We start from the raw sequence: 21,702 nt of genomic DNA on the forward strand, positions 1-21,702 counted from the left end.
TTCAATAGGAAAGGCTTATGACCCCTTATGGGTAACGGCAGGAAAAACCGTATGTTCTGTACGATCCCTGCTGTTATCCTGACGTCAATTCTTCCCCCGCCATGAATGCTGTGAGGTAACGTCGTGGATCACCTGCCGATTTTTTGTCAATTACGCAACCGCGACTGCCTGCTCGTGGGCGGCGGCGATGTGGCTGAACGCAAGGCACGCCTGCTGTTAGAGGCGGGCGCCCGACTGACCGTCAACGCCCTCACCTTCGCCCCACAGTTTGACGTCTGGGCGCAGGAAGGGATGCTCACCCAGGTGCAGGGCGAATTTGATGAATCCCTGCTGGATACCTGCTGGCTGACCATCGCCGCAACGGATAACGATGACGTTAACCAGCGCGTCAGCGACGCCTGCGAAGCGCGCCGCATCTTCTGTAACGTGGTGGATGCGCCGAAAGAGGCGAGCTTTATCATGCCGTCGATTATCGACCGTTCACCGCTGATGATTGCGGTGTCGTCCGGTGGCCGCTCACCCGTTCTTGCCCGTCTGCTGCGGGAAAAACTGGAAGCCGTGCTGCCGCAGCATCTTGGTCAGATTGCCCACTACGCCGGGCAGCTGCGTTCCCGCGTGAAGCAAACCTTCGCAACCGTGGGCGAACGCCGTCGCTTCTGGGAGAAGTTCTTTGTCAACGACAGGCTGGCGCAGTCCCTTGCCAATCAGGACACCAAAGCCGTTGAAGAGACGACCGAACAGCTCCTGAGCGAGCCGCTGGACCATCGCGGTGAAGTGGTACTGGTGGGCGCTGGTCCCGGCGATGCGGGCTTGCTGACGCTGAAGGGTCTCCAGCAGATCCAGCAGGCGGACATCGTGGTGTATGACCGTCTGGTCTCTGATGACATCATGAATCTGGTGCGCCGGGATGCTGACCGCGTGTTCGTCGGCAAACGGGCAGGTTATCACTGCGTACCGCAGGAGGAGATCAACCAGATCCTGCTACGGGAAGCGCAAAAAGGTAAGCGCGTGGTGCGCCTGAAGGGTGGCGATCCGTTTATCTTTGGTCGCGGCGGCGAAGAGCTGGAAACCCTGTGCAACGCGGGTATTCCGTTCTCCGTGGTGCCGGGCATTACGGCGGCGTCCGGCTGTTCTGCCTATTCCGGCATTCCGTTAACCCATCGCGACTATGCCCAGAGCGTGCGCCTGGTGACGGGCCACCTGAAAACCGGCAGCGAACTGGACTGGCATAATCTGGCCGCTGAAAAGCAGACGCTGGTTTTCTATATGGGGCTAAATCAGGCAGCCACGATTCAGGCGAAACTGCTGGAGCACGGCATGGAAGCAGATATGCCGGTCGCGCTGGTGGAAAACGGCACCGCCATTACCCAGCGCGTGGTCGATGGCGTGCTGACGCAGCTGGGCGAGCTGGCGCAGCAGGTTGAAAGCCCGGCGCTGATCGTGGTGGGTCGCGTGGTAGCCCTGCGCGAAAAACTGAACTGGTTCTCCAGCCACTAACGCATAATCTCTCCCGGGAGTAGTCTTTAAGCGGACTACTCCCTTCTTACCTCAGTCGATAACATACCGCCCGCATAATGGAACTTTTCCATTTATTCCCTCGTGTTACATCCAATTTTCGATTTTTTGACAAGGAATGCGTATGTTCAAACTGGCAAAAGCTGCCGTACTGGTCGGCCTGTTATCAACTCTGACGGCCTGCACCGGTCACGTTCAAAATACTAAAAATAATTGCAGCTACGATTACCTGCTTCACCCGGCGATCTCCATTTCGAAGATCATTGGCGGTTGCGGCCCGGCGGCACAGCAGTAAGCGTTTTTCAGGCGTAAAAAAACCGGGGATGTCCCGGTTTTTTTGTTTCGTCAGTTTTGTCGGGTGGCGGCTCCGCCTTACCCGACCTGCACGGTCCCGTAGGCCGGGTAAGCGTTAGCGCCACCCGGCAAAGCGGCTTAAGGTTTCGCCACAAACCCAATCGCGTCGTACACCGCTTTCAGGGTTTCGGAGGCGCGCGCGCTGGCTTTTTCCGCGCCCTCTTTCATCACTTTTTGCAGGAAAGCTTCGTCGTTACGGTAACGGTGATAGCGCTCCTGCAACTCGGTCAGCATGCCGGAAACGGCGTCTGCCACTTCGCCTTTCAGGTGGCCGTACATCTTGCCTTCAAAGTGTTTTTCCAGCTCAGGAATGCTCTGTCCGGTCACACCGGAGAGAATGTCCAGCAGGTTTGACACGCCCGCTTTGTTCTGCACGTCGTAGCGCACCACTGGCGGCTCGTCGGAGTCGGTCACCGCACGCTTGAGCTTTTTCACCACCGATTTCGGATCTTCCAGCAGGCCGATAACGTTGTTGCGGTTATCGTCAGACTTGGACATCTTTTTGGTCGGCTCCAGCAGGGACATCACGCGCGCGCCGGATTTCGGAATAAACGGCTCAGGCACTTTGAACACGTCACCGTAAAGCGCATTGAAGCGCTGGGCGATATCGCGGCTCAGCTCCAGGTGCTGCTTCTGGTCTTCACCCACCGGCACCTGGTTGGTCTGGTACAGCAGAATGTCGGCCGCCATCAGCACCGGATAATCAAACAAACCGGCGTTGATGTTTTCAGAGTAGCGGGCAGACTTATCCTTGAACTGGGTCATGCGGCTCAGCTCGCCGAAATAGGTGTAGCAGTTCAGCGCCCAGCCAAGCTGCGCGTGCTCTGGCACGTGAGACTGAACGAAAATGGTGCTCTTCTCTGGATCGATACCGCACGCCAGGTACAGCGCCAGCGTATCGAGCGTTGCTTTGCGCAGCTTCTCGGGATCCTGACGCGCGGTGATAGCATGCAAATCCACGATGCAGTAAATGCAGTGGTAGTCATCCTGCATGCTCACCCACTGACGTAACGCACCCATGTAGTTACCAATGGTCAGTTCACCTGAAGGCTGTGCGCCACTAAAAACGATGGGCTTAGTCATTATTCAATTCCTGATGTTCACTGTGCGAGAGCCCGAGTGCGGGCAACAAATCTTTGAAGTGGTCGAACACAACGTCCGGCTCACTCAGCGTAATGGCTTCACCGTAGTTGTAGCCGTAGGTCAACCCAACCGACGGGCAACCTGCCGCTCTGGCAGCCAGAATATCATTGCGGGAATCCCCGACAAAGAGCAGCTCCGCAGGCGCTAAGGATAATTTTCCTGCCACCAGCAATAGCGGTTCCGGATGCGGCTTTTTATTCTGCACGTCATCGCCGCCCACAATTACGGAGAAGTATTTCGCGATATCCAGCGCTTCCAGCAGAGGCGCAACGAACGGTGTCGGCTTGTTAGTCACCAGCCCCAGCGGGATGCCTTTGGCATGTAGCGCGCTCAGCGTTTCAGCGACATCCGGGAACAGGAAGCTGCCCTCTTCGACGGTCTCTTCGTAGAAACGGTCGAACAGTTTGCGCAGAATACGCTGCTGCTCATCCTGGGGAATATCCGCGTGGTCAACACTCGGTTTCCCTTGCGCGGAACGCTGAGAGGCACGCTCCTGACGAGCCCAGGTCAGCGCGCGCTCCATCAGCACGTCTGCACCGTTACCAATCCACGTCACCACGCGCTCTTCGCCCGCAACGGGGAGTTCAAGGGCATACAGCGCCTGATCGACGGCGCGGGTTAATCCTGGCGCGCTGTCGACCAGCGTGCCGTCGAGGTCAAATGCTACACCCCGAATAGCCTGCAATTTATCCATGACTTACCTTCGCCAGTTCACGGCGCATTTCATCAATGACTTTTTTGTAATCCGGTTGATCGAAGATGGCGGAACCTGCGACGAACATATCCGCCCCTGCCGCCGCAATCTCACCGATGTTATTGACCTTCACGCCGCCGTCCACTTCCAGACGAATATCATAGCCAGACTCATCGATACGGCGGCGCACTTCACGCAGTTTGTCGAGGGTCTGAGGGATAAACGACTGGCCACCAAAGCCCGGGTTGACGGACATCAGCAGGATCACGTCCAGCTTGTCCATCACGTAGTCGAGATAGCTCAGCGGGGTCGCCGGGTTAAAGACCAGTCCCGCCTTACAGCCGTTCTCTTTGATCAGCTGTAGCGTGCGGTCAACGTGTTCGGAGGCTTCCGGGTGGAAAGTGATGATGCTGGCACCCGCCGCGGCGAAATCAGGCACGATGCGGTCAACCGGTTTCACCATCAGATGCACGTCAATGGGCGCGGTGATCCCGTAGTTACGCAGCGCTTTAAGCACCATCGGACCGATGGTCAGGTTGGGAACGTAGTGGTTATCCATAACGTCGAAATGGACGACATCCGCGCCAGCCGCGAGAGCTTTGGCAGTGTCTTCACCCAGGCGGGCAAAATCGGCCGACAGAATTGAGGGGGCAATCAAAAACTGTTTCATCCGCATCTCCTTGAAATGTGTTTACCGGCGGGCAAAGGCTCAGGGTCGATAAAGCGCCAGAAGTTCGTCCACCTTTTTACGTGTGCCGCCGTTGCTGCTAATGCTACGCCGCACTTTTACCTGAAAATGCTTCGCGGCTTTGTACCATTCGCGCGTATCAGGCGTGTCGTGATTCGAAATTAACACCGGAATTCTTTTGCTGACCAGCTTTTCCGCCATCTCAGCCAGACGAGCCTGCTCGGCCGGGCTGAAGCTGTTGGTGTGGTAGGCGGTGAAATTTGCCGTGGCAGATAGCGGCGCGTAAGGCGGGTCGCAGTAGACCACCGAGTTTACGCCCGCCAGATCCATGCACTCTTCATAGGAGAGACAGTAGAACTCGGCATTCTGCGCTTTTTCAGCAAAGTGATACAGCTCGTCCTGCGGGAAATAGGGGCGCTTATAGCGGCCAAACGGCACGTTAAACTCGCCACGCAGATTATACCGGCACAGACCGTTGTAGCCATGGCGGTTGAGATAAAGAAACAACAGCGCGCGACGGAACGGATCCTGGCTTTGATTAAACTCAGCGCGGAACTGATAGTAGACGTCCGGGTTGTTGTTCTCTGGCGTAAACAGCTTCCGCGCCTCTTCCACATACTCATCGGTACGCAGTTTGACGATGTTATAGAGGCTGATAAGGTCGCTGTTGATATCCGCCAGGATATAACGAGAAAAATCGGTATTCAGGAACACCGATCCAGCACCCACGAAGGGCTCGATAAGACACTCGCCTTTCGGCAGGTGCTTTTTAATATCGTCGAGCAGGGGGTATTTCCCCCCTGCCCATTTCAGAAAAGCGCGATTTTTTTTCATGCTGACTAACTGATTACACCTTCTCCGGCTGTGGAGAAAGCTCCGACAGCATCCTGCGCTTTAAACATTACTTCAGATCGGCCTGCACCTGATGAATCGGCTTCGCCCACGGGTTTTTCGCCTGCACGTCGGCTGGCAGCGTGGAAACGGCACGTTTTGCTTCATCTTTGGAAGCATAAATACCACTCACCAGCACATACCACGGTTGACCGTTACGGGTCGTCTGATAAACCACGTAGTTTTTCAGATTCGATTTCTTCGCCCAGGCGTTGAGGTTGTCATAGTTAGACGAACTGCTCAGCTGAAGGGTGTAGTTGCTGGAAGAGGCCGACTGCAAAGAACCCACGTTGCCCGTCGTTTTACCTGATGCAGCGCCCGTTTTGGCTGCGGGAGCCGCAGGTGTTGTTGCAGCAGGCGCGGCTGTGGTCGCCGTTGCTTTCGGTGCAGTGGTTGCCGCAGGCGTTGGCGCTTTAACCGGCTGGCTCACCGCAGGTTTTGTCTGCGCTGGCGCTTTCGTTTCTGGCGCTTTTGCCACGGTTTGCGGTTTCGTCTCACGCTTCGGCTCAATCACAGCCTGCTTACGCTCCTGGCGTGGCGCAGTCTGCGTCTGGCGCGGTTTGGTTTCCGTTGCCGCCGTTTGCTGCTGGGCATTGCTACCATGAACTGGCGCAACGGTGGCTGGTTCAGTTGGCAGCGTGGAGTTCACCACGGCAGCGTTAACCTGCTCCTGATTCTGCGGCTGCATCAGCGCGTTATTCAGATCGCCCTGAACTTCAACACGCTGCTGGCCTTCAGGCGTCGCAGGCGCCTGGCCCTGAGTCGGGGTCGCAGAGACAGGCGGCAGAGAGATATCCTGACCAGCGCTGGTGTTACCTGCGGTCTGCTCTGCGGAAGTGGTGCCCGGCGCAGGCTGAGCGCCATTCGCCTGGTTGCTCGCATCGTTACCAGACAGGTCGATGCTCTTCTCGGCAGACGCTGTCTGCTCGGTAGAATTGGTAGAAGGTGCTTTTAGCGCAGAACCAATGCCGACAATCAGCAAGACCAGCACCAGAACGCCAAGGCCCATCATGATGTACTGACGGGAGGCCGGTTTTGCCGCTGCCGCTTTTTTACGTTTGCGCGGACGACGTTCAACAGGCTGTTCATCCATTAACTCTTCTTCGGATTCATACTCCTCGTCTTCACGCTCATTTCGCGCATTACGGCTACGCGAAGGGCGACGTTCGTCTGCATCCAGATCGACATCGTCAAAGTTGATCTGCGGCTCGTTATCACGTTCTGAAGATTGACGAGAACGACCAGTACGACGATCGCTGGGATCGGGTTTCAGCTCGTCTTCTGGTTTGAATTCATCCATTTAACACCCCACTCAAAGGCTTCTGCCAACGACTCTGCATTTACCTGAAGCTAAAACGACCACCTGTTACAGCGGTCTGACCTTTCTAGTTGTTACGCCTGCTGACAATCAGCAATAGCGCCAAGTACGACTTCGTGCGGCACTCCGCCGCGCACTTCACTTTTCCCTATTGCAAGCGGGAGTACCAGACGCATCTCACCTGCCAATACTTTTTTATCGCGCATCATGTGGGGAAGGTACGCCTGCGCAGACATTTCCTGCGGACCACTTACCGGCAAGCCAGCACGTTTAAGCAACGCGATGATACGTGCTGTCTCTTCCGGCCTGAACTGCCCCAGACGTTCAGAGGCCCGCGCCGCCATAACCATTCCGGCAGCGACAGCTTCACCGTGAAGCCAGTTACCGTAGCCCATTTCGGCTTCGATCGCATGACCAAACGTATGCCCCAGATTCAGTAAAGCACGTAAGCCGGTTTCACGCTCATCTGCGGCAACGACTTCTGCTTTCAGCTCACAACAACGGCGAATACAGTAGGCCATTGCCTGCCCGTCGAGGCGCAGCAGCGCATCCATATTCTCTTCCAGCCAGGTGAAGAACTCCCCGTCAAGAATAATGCCGTATTTGATCACTTCTGCAAGGCCGGACGCCAGTTCGCGCGCTGGCAAGGTTTTCAGACAGTCGAGATCCACCACCACCGAGGCAGGCTGGTAGAACGCGCCAATCATGTTTTTGCCGAGCGGATGGTTAACCGCCGTTTTACCGCCCACAGAAGAATCGACCTGTGAGAGCAACGTGGTTGGAATTTGAATAAAGCGCACGCCGCGCTGGTAGCTGGCGGCTGCAAAACCGGTCAGATCGCCCACAACACCGCCGCCCAGGGCAAGCAGTGTTGTATCACGACCGTGCGGTTTTTGCAGAAGTGCGGTAAAGACGGTATCCAGTACCGTCAGGCTTTTGTACTGCTCGCCATCGGGCAGAATCACACTGTCGACCTTCACGCCCGCCTGCTCAAGCAGGTGACGTACACGGTCGAGATAAAGCGGAGCCAGCGTCTCGTTGGTGACCAGCATCGCCTGATCACCCGCTTTCAGTGGTAAGAAGGAAGCTGGGTCGTTAAACAAACCAGCCGCGATGGTGATAGGGTAACTACGTTCCCCGAGAGTAACTGTAATCCTCTCCATGACGCGACATCCACCTTAAATGCTTTTACCCGCAGGCGAGTGTATATAAAGCCAGAATCAGTTGCTTTCCAGCATATGAATAATCTGGTTTGCAACCACTTTAGCGCTTTGATCGTCAGTACGAATGGTCACATCAGCAATCTCTTCGTACAGAGGATTGCGTTCATCGGCCAAAGCTTCCAGAACTTCACGTGGCGGTGTTTCAACCTGCAACAACGGGCGCTTTTTATCACGCTGCGTGCGTGCCAGCTGTTTTTCGATGGTCGTCTCAAGATAGACCACTACGCCACGGGCGGAGAGACGGTTGCGGGTTTCGCGAGATTTTACAGAGCCGCCGCCAGTTGCCAGCACAATGCCCTGTTTTTCCGTGAGTTCGTTGATCACTTTTTCTTCTCGGTCACGGAAACCTTCTTCGCCTTCTACGTCGAAGACCCAGCCCACATCCGCTCCGGTTCGTTTCTCAATCTCTTGATCAGAATCGTAAAATTCCATATTGAGTTGTTGAGCTAACTGACGCCCAATAGTGCTTTTGCCGGCACCCATAGGCCCAACCAGAAAGATATTGCGTTTCTCTGCCATTTTTTCGGTACTACTAAGACTATTCGTTAATGGTAATCCCCGCTGCGCAGACACCCGGCGTAGCAGGACATGAACTGAAACCTCATTTGCAATAGAGCGAGAGTCAGACGAAAAATTATCTCAATACTCCGGCTTGTTTGGCAACTGATTAAATCACCGTTCCCGGCGCATAAGGAAATAAGACGTAAGTCCAACTCAAATCGGTACTCCTTGTATGCTAATTCATGCCCCACGTCAAACATCTGCAACAAACTGAATGCAAAATCATTGCGGGGATCGTTACCCATTAATGAATACTGACCAGACGTGGCGTGATAAACACCACTAACTCGCGCCGTTCGTTATCTTTTCCGTCATGGCGGAACAGCTGACCCAGCCACGGAATGTTGCCCAGCACGGGCACGCTGTCGCGTCCGGTTTTATTCTTTTGCGAAAAGATCCCGCCCAGCGCGAGCGTTTCCCCACTTTTTACCTCTACCTGCGTTTCGATCTCCTGCTTATCGATCGCCAGCGTTTCGCCGTCTGCCTGTTGCAGCACCTGGCCGGGCATATTTTCACTGATATGCAGTTTCAGGCGCACGCGACCGCCCGGCAGGACCACCGGCGTGACCTCCATGCCTAATACCGCCTCTTTAAATTCAACGGATGTCGTCCCGCTCTCGCCGCTGGAAACCTGATACGGAATTTCGCTGCCCTGCTTGATGCTGGCCGGCTGCATGTGCGACGCCAGCAGCCGCGGGCTGGCGATGATATCCACCTGCTGCTTTTGCTCAAGCGCCGACAACTCAAGATCCAGCATCCTGCCGTTGATGCGCCCGATGTTAAACCCTGCGTGGGTGGTTGCACTGGCCACCGACAGGTCCGCCCCCAGCGTCGTGACCTGACCCACCTTACCGGCCTCCGTTGCGTCAGCGAGGTTCCATTTCACCCCCAGTTCACGCAGGCTTTTTTCACTGATGGTCACAATCTGCGCCGCCAGTTCCACCTGCTCGACGGGCAGATCCATCTGCACAGCCCAGCGCTGGAGCATATCCACCACCGTCTGGTTATCCCTGACCAGAAAACGGTTGGTGCGCTTGTCGACGGAGAGACTGCCTTTCGGGCTTAAGAGCTTTTCCGCCGCTTTTTGCAATTCGGCCGCATCCGCATAAGCAAACGGAATGCTGTGAGAGTGCAGCGGGGCGTCGAGCAGACGCTGGGCCCGCTCCTGCTCTTTACGCGTCTGTTGCTCCCGTTGCCAGGCCGCCGTATGCACATAAAAAATGCCGCCCTCTTCCCGCAATACCAGCCCGGCGCTGTTCACGACCGTCTGAAGCGCCTGCCTCCAGGGCACCCGCGTTAAATTCAGCGAAAGCGAACCGCTGACATCCGGCGACACCACCAGATTGCGATCCTCCTGCGCTACCAGCGCCTGTAATATCTGCACCACCGGGACATCATCCACCAGCAGGGTGACCGGTTTTGGCGTCGCGGCCCACAGGGGCTGGCTGAGTGCCGCCAGTAACAGCCCTATCCTTATCTTCACTTTTTTTCGTTCCTTCTCGTTGCCATGTCCATCGCTTCGGCTCGCACATGTCGCCGACATCAACGGTCAGTTGTTGTTTATCTATCGCGCTCACCCGCCAGCCTGTCGGTAACCGCATCTGCGTTTTTACCCGGTGCCAGCGTTTCTGCCCGTCCTGCATAAGGCCGATATCCCTGCTGCCGCTGACTATCCCCTGATACCACCACTGGCTGAGCTGCCCGGCTGCGCAACGCTCTTCCGGCACAGAGAAGGGATCCCGCATCCCGGTCAGGAAAAGCGGAGAAAGCAGGATCAGCAAACGGGCTTTACTGCGCATGACCGATCTCCAGTTGCAGGCTGAGGCGTAACTGTTTGCCCTGTGGGATGATGGAAAACGCACTCACCCGCACGTTCTCAAGCGCCAGACGGGCAAAGAGTGCCGGAACCGCGCCCCAGGAGGCATCCAGCGCCAGCTCTCCCCCACTCTGCTGCGGCTTCCAGTACACCAGCCTTGCGTCCTCACGCTGAAAAGCCAGGGGAGAAAAGGGCTGCGAGGGCGTCACTTGCCTAACCACTACTCGCCGTCCGGCCTCTGGCCACAGCGAGGCGTTGATTCGCTTCGCACTGATGGCCTGCGCCTGAATATCGGCGTAACGCAGAGCAGCGGGCCTGAGCAGCAGTCCCCAAATTGCCCACGCAACAAGCCCCGACGCGATCAACCAGCAAAGGACGCGCCGGGAAGGACGTGCATCAGTCCAGCGTTGATACCAGATACCCACCTGCTACCTCCGGCTATGTAGTTGAAAAGAGAACATCCATCGCCCCTGGCTATCCTGTTGCATTTCGCCTGCCGGTCCGGGGTTAAATCCCGTCACCCCTTTCAGGGCATCGGTCATGGCGGAGAGCGCTGGCAGTGAGGTGGTATAGCCGGTCAGGGTCAGCGAGGGTGGCTGATAACGCAGCGCCGTCAGCCACGCCTGCCGGGGCATTGCGCTGGCAAGGGACTCCAGCGCCGGTTGCCAGGCCGGATCAGACGGCGGCGAAGGGGTTTTCTGCCCCGCTGACTGCGGCTGACGGGCTCTCAATACTTTCTGCACCGCACGTGTCCCGGCCAGTTCGCTCTGCAACGCCTGTAACGCGAGAGTCTGCGTCGCCCGCAGGCTGATACTCCCCGCCAGCATCACCAGCCATGAGCCAGCAAACAGCAGCCCCCAGAAACGCAGGCGCTGATTACGTTGCTGCCGACGCCAGGGTAAAAGATTGGGCATGCTCATTACGGCGCCTCGCTCATGGCCAGCGCCAGGGCGACGGTGTAATCAGCACCGCATTCCGGCAACGGCGGCTGGCACAGCGTCACCGCTTCCCAGGGATCGCGGGCAGCATCAAACACGGCGATATCAGAAGGAGAAAGCGCAAGCAGCGCCGCCAGTTCATTCACCGTCGCCGCTTCTGTGGTGTAGCGCCGCCCCCACTGGTGACGCATCGCCCATAGCCACTGGTGTTGATCTCTCCAGGCGACGCACCGGGCAGGGGCAACAGCAGAGAGAAGATTAGCCAGCGCGCCGGCATCCGGGGCGATTGCTGCCAGACGCAAACGCAGCGCGTTCGCCAGCGTCAACAGGGTATCGACCTCTCTGTTTTGCGCTGCGGTAACCTGAAAAGTGTTGCTGAAGGTATCCTGCGCGTAGTCAAAGCAGAGCGTATCGGCGGGCATCTCCAACTCACGCGCTAATGCGGCGCCTACCCAGGTGAGCTGTTCGCTGTCACGCAAGGTAACGGATGGACGGGGCAACGCGCGTTGCAGAACGCGCGTCGCCGGAAATGAGAGAAATACCCGATGCGAGTGCGGCAATGTTTTCCGCCAGCCACGTAATGCGTTAACCAGCTGTTCTGGCTTAAGTATTTTGCCTTCCCCGATAACGCCGTCCGACAGCGGCACCGCCCACCAGCGCCGTAAACGCCAGCCGGCCCGCTCTCTGGTCAGCGCTACCGCAACCACCTTATCCTGTTGAATATGAACGCCTGTCTGCCACGTTTTAAAAGCCATGCTTCACGATCTCCTTATCGCCCGTCGGAGTGACGGCTATATCAATGAATCAGGCTTGCCTTTATACTACCGCGCGATTGTTTAGAAACTGCCCAGGCTAAACCAAATGGGAAATCTCCGGTGAAGTTCGTAAAGTATTTATTGATCCTTGCAGTCTGTTGCATTCTGCTGGGAGCAGGCTCGATTATTGGTTTGTACAAATATGTCGAGCCGCAACTCCCTGATGTCGCCACGCTTCGTGATGTGCGGCTTCAGATCCCTATGCAGGTCTATAGCGCCGATGGTGAACTGATGGCGCAATACGGCGAGAAACGTCGTATCCCTCTGACCTTAAATCAAATTCCACCCGTGATGGTGAAGGCCTTTATCGCCACCGAGGACAGCCGTTTTTACGAGCACCACGGTGTCGATCCGGTCGGTATTTTCCGTGCGGCAAGCGTGGCGCTGTTCTCCGGTCATGCCTCTCAGGGGGCAAGTACCATTACCCAGCAGCTGGCGCGTAACTTCTTCCTCAGCCCGGAAAAGACGCTGATGCGTAAGATCAAAGAGGTATTCCTCGCGATCCGCATTGAGCAACTGCTGAGCAAAGACGAGATCCTTGAGCTTTACCTCAACAAGATCTATCTGGGCTACCGCGCCTATGGCGTAGGGGCTGCGGCTCAGGTCTATTTTGGTAAGCCGATCGATCAGCTCACGCTGAGCGAAATGGCGACCATTGCCGGCCTGCCAAAAGCGCCATCCACGTTTAACCCGCTCTACTCGCTGGACCGCGCCACCGCACGCCGTAACGTGGTGCTGTCGCGTATGTTGAGCGAAGGCTATATCAGCCAGTCTGAGTACGATAAGGCGCGCAGCGACGTTATTGACGCCAATTACCATGCGCCGGAAATCGCCTTCTCTGCACCGTATCTCACTGAAATGGTTCGCCAGGAGATGGTGAGTCGCTACGGTGATAAAGCGTATGAAGATGGCTATCGCGTCTATACCACCGTGACCCGCAAGGTGCAGCAGGCTGCCCAGCAGGCGGTGCGTAATAACGTGATGGATTACGATATGCGTCACGGCTATCGCGGCCCGTCCAACGTGCTGTGGAAAGTGGGTGAAGGCGCATGGGACAGTAAAAAAATCACTGATTCCCTGAAAGCGCTGCCGACCTATGGTCCGCTGCGTCCGGCAGTCGTCACCCAGGCCGATCCACAGGAAGCGGTGGCGTTGATGGCCGATGGCACATCCGTTTCGCTGCGCATGGAGGGTGTCCGCTGGGCGCGTCCATACCGTTCTGACACCCTTCAGGGGCCTACGCCACGTAAAGTGACCGATGTCGTACAAACCGGACAACAAATCTGGGTGCGTCAGGTAGGCGATGCCTGGTGGCTGGCGCAGGTGCCGGACGTAAACTCTGCGCTGGTCTCCATCAATCCGCAGAACGGCGCCGTGATGGCGCTGGTTGGCGGGTTCGATTTCAACCAGAGCAAATTTAACCGCGCGACCCAGGCGCTGCGTCAGGTTGGTTCGAACATCAAACCGTTCCTGTATACCGCGGCGATGGATAAGGGGCTGACGCTCGCCAGCATTCTCAACGACGTGCCAATTTCCCGCTGGGATGCCGGTGCGGGCTCTGACTGGCAGCCGAAGAACTCTCCGGCGCAATACGCTGGTCCTATCCGTCTGCGCCAGGGCCTTGGTCAGTCGAAGAACGTGGTCATGGTTCGCGCGATGCGTGCGATGGGCGTGGATTATGCGGCAGAGTATCTGCAACGCTTTGGCTTCCCGGCGCAAAACATCGTTCATACTGAATCTCTGGCGCTCGGCTCCGCGTCCTTTACGCCGCTCCAGGTTGCGCGTGGCTACTCGGTGATGGCGAACGGCGGCTTCCTGGTCGATCCGTATTTCATCAGCAAAATCGAGAACGATCAGGGCGGCGTACTGTTTGAAGCGAAACCGAAAATTGCCTGCCCTGAATGCGATATTCCGGTGATTTACGGCGACACGCCAAAATCCAATGTCCTGGAAAACAAGGATATGGAAGATGTGGCGATCTCTCAGGAACGTCAGAATCTGGCGGTGCCGCAGCCTCAGCTGGAACAGGCCAATCAGGCGCTGGTCGCCCAGAGTGGCGCGCAGGAGTATGCCCCGCACGTGATCAGCACGCCGCTGTCGTTCCTGATTAAGAGCGCACTGAACACCAACATCTTTGGTGAACCGGGCTGGCAAGGCACCGGCTGGCGAGCGGGCCGCGATTTGCAGCGCCACGACATCGGCGGCAAAACCGGGACAACCAACAGTTCAAAAGATGCCTGGTTCTCAGGTTATGGCCCGGGGGTTGTCACCTCCGTCTGGATTGGTTTTGACGATCACCGCCGCGATCTGGGGCGCACCACCGCCTCTGGCGCGATTAAAGATCAGATTTCCGGATACGAAGGCGGCGCGAAGAGTGCGCAACCTGCCTGGGATGCTTACATGAAGGCCGTTCTCGAGGGCGTACCAGAGCAGCCGCTAACGCCTCCGCCGGGTGTGGTGACGGTGAATATCGACCGCAGCACCGGACAGCTCGCGAATGGCGGTAACAGCCGTGCCGAGTATTTCATCGAGGGTACGCAGCCAACCACGCAGGCAGTGCATGAGGTGGGGACAGAGATCATTGATAACGGCGAGACGCACGAACTGTTCTGACGCCAACAAAAAAGCCGGGTGGCGACTACGCCTGACCCGGCCTACAACGTCAATGCAAAACGGCAACCTTCGGTTGCCGTTTTTAATGGTGGCGCTACAAACGCCCCTGCCCCTTCAGCCACTCCCGTACCAGGAACAGTGCGCTCACGTTGCGCGCCTCGTTAAAGTCAGGATCTTCCAGCAAATCCATCAGATGAGCCAGCGGCCAGCGAACCTGCGGCAGCGGTTCCGGCTCGTCTCCTTCCAGCGATTCAGGATAGAGATCTTCCGCGACAACAATGTTCATTTTACTGGAGAAATAGGACGGCGCCATGCTCAATTTTTTCAGGAACGTCAGCTCTTTCGCGCCAAAACCGACCTCTTCTTTCAGCTCCCGGTTTGCCGCTTCAAACACCGTTTCGCCCGGATCGATCAGTCCTTTGGAGAAGCCCAGCTCGTAGGATTCTGTGCCCACAGCGTATTCACGAATGAGGATCAGGTGCTCGTCGACGATGGGCACAATCATCACCGCTTCACGCGAGGAGGGGCGCATACGCTCATAAACACGACGCACACCGTTGCTGAACTCCAGATCCACGCTTTCGACATTAAACAGACGCGATTTCGCGACGGTTTCAACATTCAGAATGGTGGGCTTTTGTAAGGGTTTGGTCATCTTGACGGGTCTTTGCTGGGTGAACTGGCTTTATTGTGCGATACGCCGCACGGTTTCGGCAATGTCAATTGCTCTTTATTTACATTTATGCAACGTAATTGAATGCGATTCTCATTTCAAAACAAATGTCAAGAGGTTGAAATGTTTCCAGGAATTTGCTGATATCGCGCCGGAACAGGCTTTGTTATCATTACCGGTCACTGGGATGCGCGTCAACATGCTCAAGTTAGACTCCATACTTGCCGATAGCCGACCACAGAATCTCATTCATTGTACAAAAGGTGCGACTGACAACACCTGTAAGAAGATAAGTAAGATGGGGAAAGCATGAGCACCATTTTGATTTTTCTCGCTGCTGTGCTGGCCTGCGCGTCGATTGCGGTGTGGGTATTCAGGCGCCGCGTACATCGCCGTTATCGGCTGCCCTTTTTGAACGCGTTCGCCGGGGCAAACACGCGCAAGCTTTCGCCAGAGGAACGCAGCACCGTTGAGCAGTATCTCGACACGCTGAACCGATCCCGGCTTTCGCCTGGCCCTACCGGCGCCAGCGCCGCCCCCGTATCGCTCAACCTTAACGCCCAAAGCGACACCGTTCTGTGCGTGACGCGCTCCATTACCCGCTACGGCATTACAACCGACGATCCCAACAAGTGGCGTTACTATCTCGACTCTGTTGAAGTGCACCTGCCTCCCTTCTGGGAGCAATATATCAACGACGAAAACAGCGTCGAGCTGATCCATACCGATACGCTGCCGCTGGTTATCTCCCTCAATGGTCATACGCTGAGCGAATATGTTCAGGAAGCGCCACGCTTTGCGCTGGAACGCGCAAGCGGAACGCAGGCCTCTATTCGCGGTGAAGAGACAGAGCAGATTGAACTGCTGAACATCCGCCAGGAGACGCATGAAGAGTACGTCCTGAGCCGTCCGGATGGCATTCGCGAAGCGGTGTTGATTGTCGCCTCGTTCCTGCTCTTTTTCATCTGCCTGCTGACGCCGGACGTGTTTGTTCCGTGGCTCGCGGGTGGCGCAGTACTGCTTCTGGCCGCCGGGCTGTGGGGCATATTTGCTCCGCCGGCAAAAACGTCATTACGCGAAATTCACTGCCTGCGCGGAACCCCAAAACGCTGGGGACTGTTCGGTGAGAACGATCAGGAACATATCAACACTATCTCGCTCGGGATCATCGATCTTATCTATCCGCGCCACTGGCAGCCGTGGATTGCGCAGGACCTTGGCCATAAAACGGATATTGATATCTATCTCGACCGCCACGTTGTCCGCCAGGGGCGCTACTTATCCCTGCACGACGAAGTGAAAAACTTCCCGCTTCAGCACTGGCTCCGCAGCGCGGTGATTGCCGGTGGCGCCGCGTTAATCTTCATCATGCTGCTGCTCTTCGTGCCGCTGGATATGCCGATTAAATTTACCCTGTCGTGGATCAAAGGGGCGCAAACTGTGGAAGCCACCAGCGTACAGCAGCTCGAAGAAGCGGGGGTACGCGTGGGGGATACGTTGCGGCTGAAAGGCACCGGGATGTGTAATATCCACACGCCGGGCGCCTGGAACACGCGCCAGAACTCGCCGTTCGCGCCGTTCGACTGCTCTCAGATCATCTGGAATGACGCCTCTCCGCTACCGCTGCCGGAATCGGATGTGGTCAATAAGGCCACCGCGCTCACCCAGACGATTAATCGCCAGCTCCATCCGAAACCGGATGATGATTCTCGCGTCAGCCCTGCCCTGCGTTCGGCTATTCAGAAGTCGGGCATGGTGCTGCTGGATGACTTTGGCGAAATCGTCCTGAAAACAGAGGATCTCTGTTCCGCCCAGGATGACTGTATCCGACTGAAGAACGCGCTGGTCAACCTCGGCAACAGCAAAGACTGGGACGCGCTGGTGAAACGCGCCGAAGCGGGACGCCTGGACGGTGTGAACGTGCTTCTGCGTCCGGTCAGCGCCGAGTCGCTGGATAACCTGGTGGCGACCTCTACCGCCCCCTTCGTGATGCGTGAAACCACCCGTGCCGCCCAGGCGCTTAATAGCCCGGCGCCGGGCGGTTTTGTGATTGCCAGCGATGAAGGCAGCGACCTGGTGGATCAACCTTATCCGCAGGTTTCGCTGTATGACTATCCGGCCCAGGAGCAGTGGAGCGAATTCCAGCGTCTGGCGCAGATGCTGATGCAGACGCCATTCAGCGCGGAAGGGATCGTCACTACCCTCTTTACCGACGCCAACGGCACGCGTCATATTGGCCTGCACCGTATGCCGGATAGCGCTGGCCTGTGGCGCTATATAGGGACATCCCTGCTGCTGATTGCAATGCTGGCGTGCATTGTCTGGAACGGTTATCAGGCCGTACGCCGCTATCAGCGTTCCCGCACGCGGCTGGCAGAAATCCAGGCCTACTACGAAAATTGCCTTAACCCGAAACTGATCTCCTCTTCCGAGAGCCTGATCGGATAACGTCCCTGCGCGACAAGTTGTGCTACCCTGTCGCGCACGTTTCTTCTGGCTGGAGTTCCCCCTTATGCATCTTAATATCGACTGGCAGGCGGTCGATACCGTCCTGCTTGATATGGACGGCACGCTGCTTGATCTCGCCTTTGATAACTATTTCTGGCAAAAGCTGGTCCCGGAAACATACGGTGAACAGCAGGGGATCTCCCCGGCGGAAGCGCAGGAATTCATTCGTTCGCAATATAGCGCGGTGCAGCATACGCTAAACTGGTACTGTCTTGACTACTGGAGCGAGCGACTCGGTTTGGATATTTGTGCCATGACCACCGCCCAGGGCGCACGCGCCGTACTGCGCGACGATACGGTCCCGTTCCTGGACGCGCTGAAAGCCTGCGGTAAGCGCCGCATTTTGCTGACGAATGCGCATCCCCATAACCTGGCCGTGAAGCTGGAACATACCGGTCTTGCTTCACACCTTGATTTATTGCTTTCCACCCACACATTTGGTTATCCGAAAGAGGATCAGCGGTTGTGGCATGCCGTGGTGGAAGAGACCGGTTTACAGCCGGAACGCACGCTGTTTATTGACGACAGCGAGCCGATTCTGGATTCTGCGGCCGCTTTTGGCATTCGCTATTGTCTGGGCGTGACCAATCCGGATTCCGGCCTGGCTGAAAAAAGCTATCTGCGACATCCGGGGCTGAACGACTATCGCCGGATGATCCCCTCACTCACCGTGAAGGAGACGCCATGAAAGAAAAACCCTCTGATGGGGTAAGACTGGATAAATGGCTGTGGGCCGCCCGTTTTTACAAAACGCGCGCCCTTGCCCGTGAAATGGTTGATGGCGGAAAGGTGCATTACAACGGTCAGCGCAGCAAACCGAGCAAGCTGGTTGAACTGAATGCCACGTTAACGCTTCGCCAGGGCAACGATGAGAAAACGGTGGTGGTGAAAGCCATTACCGAGCAGCGGCGGCCCGCAACCGAAGCCGTTTTGCTGTATGAAGAGACGGCCGAAAGCATAGAGAAGCGCGAGAAAACCGCGCTGGCGCGCAAAATGAATGCGCTGACCATGCCTCACCCGGACCGGCGACCGGATAAAAAAGAGCGCCGCGATCTGATGAAATTTAAACACGGTGAGAGCGAGTAACCCTCACCTGCACGAGAGATGAAAATGGCCCAACACGACCAATTACACCGCTATCTGTTTGAACAATTCGCCGTGCGCGGCGAGCTGGTCACCGTATCCGAAACCTGGAAACAGATTCTGGAAAACCACAACTACCCGCTGCCGGTGAAAACCCTGTTGGGCGAACTGCTGGTTGCCACCAGCCTGCTGACCGCCACGCTGAAGTTCGCTGGCGATATTACCGTTCAGTTGCAGGGTGATGGCCCGATGTCACTGGCGGTGATCAACGGCAATAACCAGCAGCAGATGCGCGGCGTGGCGCGCGTTCAGGGCGATATCCCTGAAAATGCGGATCTGAAAACGCTGGTCGGAAATGGCTACCTGGTTATCACGATCTCGCCTGAAGAGGGTGAGCGCTATCAGGGCGTTGTCGGTCTGGAAGGCGATACGCTTGCCGCCTGCCTGGAAGATTACTTCATGCGTTCCGAACAGCTGCCAACCCGTCTGTTCATCCGCACCGGTGAAGTGGATGGTCAGCCAGCTGCCGGTGGTATGCTGCTTCAGGTTCTGCCTGCGCAGGATGCGCAGACCAATGATTTCGAGCATCTGGCAACGCTGACGGAAACCATCAAAGCGGAAGAGCTGTTCACCCTGTCGGCGACCGACGTGCTGTGGCGTCTGTACCACGAAGAAGAAGTGACGGTTTACGATCCGCAGGCGGTGGAATTTAAGTGCACCTGCTCTCGCGAGCGTTGTGCTGGCGCCCTGAAAACACTGCCGGATGAGGAGATCGACAGCATCATGGCGGAAGACGGTGAGATCGATATGCACTGTGATTACTGCGGTACGCACTACGTGTTCAATTCCATGGATATCGCGGAGATCCGCAATAACGCCTCTCCGGCGGACCCGCAGGTTCACTAAGCTCTGAGCCTGTTGCCCGGCGGCGCTATGCTTGCACGGGCCTACAATGAATTGTGCAATTTTTTGATATGATTGCTAATTGTAGGCCGGGTAAGCGTAGCGCCACCCGGCAAGAAAAAGCACTAACGCCACTGCGCATTATTGTAACTGTCGTAGCTCATATCGACACGCTCCCCAAAAATCTCAATATCCGCCCAGGGCTTCACGACAGATTTCACTTTCCTCTGCCTTAATGCGCGGTCAAGTTCTTCTCTGGTCAACGCCTCCGGCATTTTCCACGCGTCCCCGGCGATCCTCCAGCCCGTGTTGGTTTGTGTGTAAGCCACGATCGTGCGATCGGTAAATTGAAATAGCACGGCTTCCGGCTTGCCGTCACTGTTTAGATCCAGCGGCATGAGTAAACAGTTACTCTGGGCGCTATCGCAGCTCTCAAAGCGATACTGATTGCTGAGCATGGCTTGCCACAATGCCTTATCAGGACGAGCCATTCCCGGTGCGAGCTGGATCTGTTTTTCCAGCATCGCGGCGGTCATCTTACCTGCTTCGCCAGCGTTCCCGGAGAGAAGACCATTTATTTCACGCTGGCGTTTTGGGTTTGAGTTAAACTGTGGATCGTTTTGCAGCATTTGCATCGCCTCTCGCCCCTTTCGTCCGGTATTGCTGAGCATATACAGGCTTACCTGGTCTGCGTTTATTCTGCCATCCTGATAACGCGCCATATGGCTTTCAACGCTGATACGCCAGGGATCAAGCACCGGTGTATGGACCAACACCAGGAAAATCAGCGCCAGTAATCCGGTAGTCGGAGTGATATGAGCCTGGAGCCTTTGCGGATCCCGACGGTAAAAAAGTACGCTAAGACAGAATCCTACCGTCCAGACCAGCGCCACTATCGTAATCAGCACACCGTACAGACGCTCCGGTGACCAGCCATACTGTGCGATGCGCAGCCAGAGCGCCCAGCCCGCCAGGACGGGATACGCAGGAGCGATAATCACGGCAAGATGAATCATTCCTCGCAGGGGAGAGAAGTAAGGCAGCTTTTGACGTTGTGGGTGCCATACGACAGTCACCAGCAATAACAGCAACAACGCCAGCGTCGTCAGCAAGCCCGCAGCCGAGATCCGTGCTGAAACAGCCTCTAAGCCAACGAAGGGCAATATGCCTATAAAGAGCAGCGCCAGCGCAGCCATCAGTGGAAGCAAACCTGTCGCGATAAGCGTAAGGAGATTTTGCAATGCCAGAATCAGCCGAACCTGCATACGCGCAAGTACTGCCGCGCTGGCTGAAACCACGCCAATCGCCACTGAAATAAACCAGTCAGAATTAAAGAAAAGCCGATCAAAAAAAGAGATGCCAATGAGTTTAAAAAGCTCAGTCCAGAGGAAAAGCACCAGCCAGAACAGCCCATTCGAGACAAAAACAAGAAGAAATGTCAGCGCGTTATGCCAGTTTTTATCGTTGAAATCGCGGTAGAAAGCGTCCGTCGGTGCGGTCTCAAGGCGTCGCTGAAGCCATGGCAACAGGAGAAGCGTCATCAGGAGCAGATGAAAACCGAAAAGGAGCACCGCATTTCTGGTATCCCAGTTGTCCAGCCCCGCAACGCTCCACTTAAGCCAGCCGCCCATCCCCGCGACTGCCGCGCCAATCATCCCGAGTGACAGCCACAAAAATGGCTTTCTGAATGACGTCATGGCAAGCGACAATGTGGTTGTCATTACCACGGTGGCAGGTACTACACACATCAGCCACAGCGTATCCGATGGCAATTTTGCGTACTCGATATACCACGTAATTACATAGCAAATTACGCCCTGTAGAGCCCCCGCCAGCACGACGGCTACGCGCGTTGAAGGGGATAACGTCTCACGGTTTTCCATTTCTCATCCCTTGTTCATGAAAAATCTATTGTCTCATCAAAGCAAAACTCTGGCCCCCACCTCAAACTCTGAAAATAGCTGAC

21 protein-coding genes are annotated in these 21,702 nt (G+C 56.3%); 7 read left to right on the forward strand and 14 right to left on the reverse strand.

All coding sequences use genetic code 11. The annotated features are described in order from the left end of the window. The first annotated feature begins 123 nt into the window (after positions 1-123). Together cysG and ACNQ0W_RS02965 are read left to right on the forward strand one after the other, a co-directional pair. Positions 124-1,497 carry a siroheme synthase CysG gene (cysG, locus tag ACNQ0W_RS02960; RefSeq protein WP_023298772.1) on the forward strand — a complete coding sequence of 458 codons (1,374 nt, stop codon included), beginning with the start codon at positions 124-126 and terminating at the stop codon, positions 1,495-1,497. 142 nt (positions 1,498-1,639) lie between these two features. Then, entirely contained in the window at positions 1,640-1,810 is a 171-nt protein-coding gene (locus tag ACNQ0W_RS02965; protein WP_008503029.1) for a YhfL family protein, read from the forward strand. A 137-nt stretch (positions 1,811-1,947) separates the two neighbouring features. Here the strand turns inward: ACNQ0W_RS02965 and trpS are convergent, their stop codons facing one another. The 12 genes from trpS to pilM form a co-directional block, all read right to left on the reverse strand. After that, entirely contained in the window at positions 1,948-2,952 is a 1,005-nt protein-coding gene (gene trpS, locus ACNQ0W_RS02970; protein ID WP_015571430.1) for a tryptophan--tRNA ligase, read from the reverse strand. After that, entirely contained in the window at positions 2,945-3,706 is a 762-nt protein-coding gene (gph, locus tag ACNQ0W_RS02975) for a phosphoglycolate phosphatase (RefSeq protein WP_017384158.1), read from the reverse strand. Before gph ends, trpS begins: the two co-directional genes overlap by 8 nt. Next, entirely contained in the window at positions 3,699-4,376 is a 678-nt protein-coding gene (rpe, locus tag ACNQ0W_RS02980; protein WP_003861634.1) for a ribulose-phosphate 3-epimerase, read from the reverse strand. Before rpe ends, gph begins: the two co-directional genes overlap by 8 nt. 39 nt (positions 4,377-4,415) lie before the next feature. Beyond that, entirely contained in the window at positions 4,416-5,228 is an 813-nt protein-coding gene (gene dam / locus ACNQ0W_RS02985) for an adenine-specific DNA-methyltransferase (protein ID WP_015571432.1), read from the reverse strand. Positions 5,229-5,295: 67 nt separating this feature from the next. Further along, entirely contained in the window at positions 5,296-6,585 is a 1,290-nt protein-coding gene (damX, locus tag ACNQ0W_RS02990) for a cell division protein DamX (protein ID WP_062933377.1), read from the reverse strand. A gap of 92 nt (positions 6,586-6,677) precedes the next feature. Continuing rightward, the gene (aroB, locus tag ACNQ0W_RS02995) at positions 6,678-7,766 is read right to left on the reverse strand and encodes a 3-dehydroquinate synthase (protein WP_003861631.1); all 1,089 of its coding nucleotides are present in this window, start codon (positions 7,764-7,766) and stop codon (positions 6,678-6,680) included. 57 nt (positions 7,767-7,823) lie between these two features. Continuing rightward, complete coding sequence (aroK, locus tag ACNQ0W_RS03000; RefSeq protein ID WP_003861630.1) at positions 7,824-8,345, reverse strand: shikimate kinase AroK; 522 nt, start codon at positions 8,343-8,345, stop codon at positions 7,824-7,826. 286 nt (positions 8,346-8,631) lie between these two features. Then, complete coding sequence (gene hofQ, locus ACNQ0W_RS03005) at positions 8,632-9,870, reverse strand: DNA uptake porin HofQ (protein WP_062933376.1); 1,239 nt, start codon at positions 9,868-9,870, stop codon at positions 8,632-8,634. After that, entirely contained in the window at positions 9,782-10,186 is a 405-nt protein-coding gene (locus ACNQ0W_RS03010; protein ID WP_062933375.1) for a HofP DNA utilization family protein, read from the reverse strand. Before ACNQ0W_RS03010 ends, hofQ begins: the two co-directional genes overlap by 89 nt. Beyond that, the gene (locus ACNQ0W_RS03015) at positions 10,176-10,628 is read right to left on the reverse strand and encodes a DNA utilization protein HofO (RefSeq protein ID WP_116329908.1); all 453 of its coding nucleotides are present in this window, start codon (positions 10,626-10,628) and stop codon (positions 10,176-10,178) included. The genes ACNQ0W_RS03010 and ACNQ0W_RS03015 overlap by 11 nt, the downstream gene beginning before the upstream one ends. A 3-nt stretch (positions 10,629-10,631) precedes the next feature. After that, the gene (locus ACNQ0W_RS03020) at positions 10,632-11,123 is read right to left on the reverse strand and encodes a PilN domain-containing protein (RefSeq protein ID WP_062933373.1); all 492 of its coding nucleotides are present in this window, start codon (positions 11,121-11,123) and stop codon (positions 10,632-10,634) included. Continuing rightward, positions 11,123-11,896 (reverse strand): pilus assembly protein PilM, encoded by a 774-nt coding sequence (pilM, locus tag ACNQ0W_RS03025; RefSeq protein ID WP_017384153.1) that lies wholly within the window; start codon positions 11,894-11,896, stop codon positions 11,123-11,125. Before pilM ends, ACNQ0W_RS03020 begins: the two co-directional genes overlap by 1 nt. 120 nt (positions 11,897-12,016) lie before the next feature. Between pilM and mrcA the strand changes: the two genes are divergently transcribed. Beyond that, positions 12,017-14,569 carry a peptidoglycan glycosyltransferase/peptidoglycan DD-transpeptidase MrcA gene (mrcA, locus tag ACNQ0W_RS03030; RefSeq protein ID WP_062933372.1) on the forward strand — a complete coding sequence of 851 codons (2,553 nt, stop codon included), beginning with the start codon at positions 12,017-12,019 and terminating at the stop codon, positions 14,567-14,569. Between the two features lie 94 nt (positions 14,570-14,663). On the opposite strand, the gene nudE is transcribed toward mrcA, so the two are convergent. Beyond that, positions 14,664-15,224 carry an ADP compounds hydrolase NudE gene (gene nudE / locus ACNQ0W_RS03035; RefSeq protein WP_003861622.1) on the reverse strand — a complete coding sequence of 187 codons (561 nt, stop codon included), beginning with the start codon at positions 15,222-15,224 and terminating at the stop codon, positions 14,664-14,666. A 327-nt stretch (positions 15,225-15,551) separates the two neighbouring features. On the opposite strand from nudE, the gene ACNQ0W_RS03040 reads away from it, so the two are divergent. The 4 genes from ACNQ0W_RS03040 to hslO all read left to right on the forward strand — a co-directional run bounded on the left by ACNQ0W_RS03040 (position 15,552) and on the right by hslO (position 19,739). Continuing rightward, positions 15,552-17,690, forward strand: a complete 2,139-nt coding sequence (locus ACNQ0W_RS03040; RefSeq protein WP_417933170.1) for an intracellular growth attenuator family protein — start codon at positions 15,552-15,554, stop codon at positions 17,688-17,690. Positions 17,691-17,754: 64 nt separating this feature from the next. Then, positions 17,755-18,438 carry a GMP/IMP nucleotidase gene (gene yrfG / locus ACNQ0W_RS03045; RefSeq protein WP_000550486.1) on the forward strand — a complete coding sequence of 228 codons (684 nt, stop codon included), beginning with the start codon at positions 17,755-17,757 and terminating at the stop codon, positions 18,436-18,438. Then, positions 18,435-18,836: a ribosome-associated heat shock protein Hsp15 gene (gene hslR, locus ACNQ0W_RS03050; protein WP_003861618.1), complete on the forward strand. Its 402-nt coding sequence runs from the start codon at positions 18,435-18,437 to the stop codon at positions 18,834-18,836. Before yrfG ends, hslR begins: the two co-directional genes overlap by 4 nt. A gap of 18 nt (positions 18,837-18,854) precedes the next feature. Then, positions 18,855-19,739, forward strand: a complete 885-nt coding sequence (gene hslO / locus ACNQ0W_RS03055; protein WP_006812239.1) for an Hsp33 family molecular chaperone HslO — start codon at positions 18,855-18,857, stop codon at positions 19,737-19,739. A gap of 122 nt (positions 19,740-19,861) precedes the next feature. Here hslO and ACNQ0W_RS03060 read toward each other — a convergent pair whose 3' ends face one another. Then, positions 19,862-21,619 carry a DUF4153 domain-containing protein gene (locus ACNQ0W_RS03060; protein WP_062933371.1) on the reverse strand — a complete coding sequence of 586 codons (1,758 nt, stop codon included), beginning with the start codon at positions 21,617-21,619 and terminating at the stop codon, positions 19,862-19,864. Positions 21,620-21,702: the final 83 nt, after the last annotated feature.

It is taken from the genome of Enterobacter cloacae complex sp. 6730903, from assembly GCF_048283985.1.
In the GTDB taxonomy this organism is placed as follows: domain Bacteria; phylum Pseudomonadota; class Gammaproteobacteria; order Enterobacterales; family Enterobacteriaceae; genus Enterobacter; species Enterobacter hormaechei_C.

Coding starts and splice junctions, on each gene's coding strand:
- ACNQ0W_RS02965 (WP_008503029.1), top strand. CDS start 1,640: ATGTTCAAACTGGCAAAAGCTGCCGTACTGGTCGGCCTGTTATCAACT.
- trpS (WP_015571430.1), bottom strand. CDS start 2,952: ATGACTAAGCCCATCGTTTTTAGTGGCGCACAGCCTTCAGGTGAACTG.
- gph (WP_017384158.1), bottom strand. CDS start 3,706: ATGGATAAATTGCAGGCTATTCGGGGTGTAGCATTTGACCTCGACGGC.
- rpe (WP_003861634.1), bottom strand. CDS start 4,376: ATGAAACAGTTTTTGATTGCCCCCTCAATTCTGTCGGCCGATTTTGCC.
- dam (WP_015571432.1), bottom strand. CDS start 5,228: ATGAAAAAAAATCGCGCTTTTCTGAAATGGGCAGGGGGGAAATACCCC.
- damX (WP_062933377.1), bottom strand. CDS start 6,585: ATGGATGAATTCAAACCAGAAGACGAGCTGAAACCCGATCCCAGCGAT.
- aroB (WP_003861631.1), bottom strand. CDS start 7,766: ATGGAGAGGATTACAGTTACTCTCGGGGAACGTAGTTACCCTATCACC.
- aroK (WP_003861630.1), bottom strand. CDS start 8,345: ATGGCAGAGAAACGCAATATCTTTCTGGTTGGGCCTATGGGTGCCGGC.
- ACNQ0W_RS03010 (WP_062933375.1), bottom strand. CDS start 10,186: ATGCGCAGTAAAGCCCGTTTGCTGATCCTGCTTTCTCCGCTTTTCCTG.
- ACNQ0W_RS03020 (WP_062933373.1), bottom strand. CDS start 11,123: ATGAGCATGCCCAATCTTTTACCCTGGCGTCGGCAGCAACGTAATCAG.
- pilM (WP_017384153.1), bottom strand. CDS start 11,896: ATGGCTTTTAAAACGTGGCAGACAGGCGTTCATATTCAACAGGATAAG.
- nudE (WP_003861622.1), bottom strand. CDS start 15,224: ATGACCAAACCCTTACAAAAGCCCACCATTCTGAATGTTGAAACCGTC.
- ACNQ0W_RS03040 (WP_417933170.1), top strand. CDS start 15,552: ATGAGCACCATTTTGATTTTTCTCGCTGCTGTGCTGGCCTGCGCGTCG.
- yrfG (WP_000550486.1), top strand. CDS start 17,755: ATGCATCTTAATATCGACTGGCAGGCGGTCGATACCGTCCTGCTTGAT.
- hslR (WP_003861618.1), top strand. CDS start 18,435: ATGAAAGAAAAACCCTCTGATGGGGTAAGACTGGATAAATGGCTGTGG.
- hslO (WP_006812239.1), top strand. CDS start 18,855: ATGAAAATGGCCCAACACGACCAATTACACCGCTATCTGTTTGAACAA.
- ACNQ0W_RS03060 (WP_062933371.1), bottom strand. CDS start 21,619: ATGGAAAACCGTGAGACGTTATCCCCTTCAACGCGCGTAGCCGTCGTG.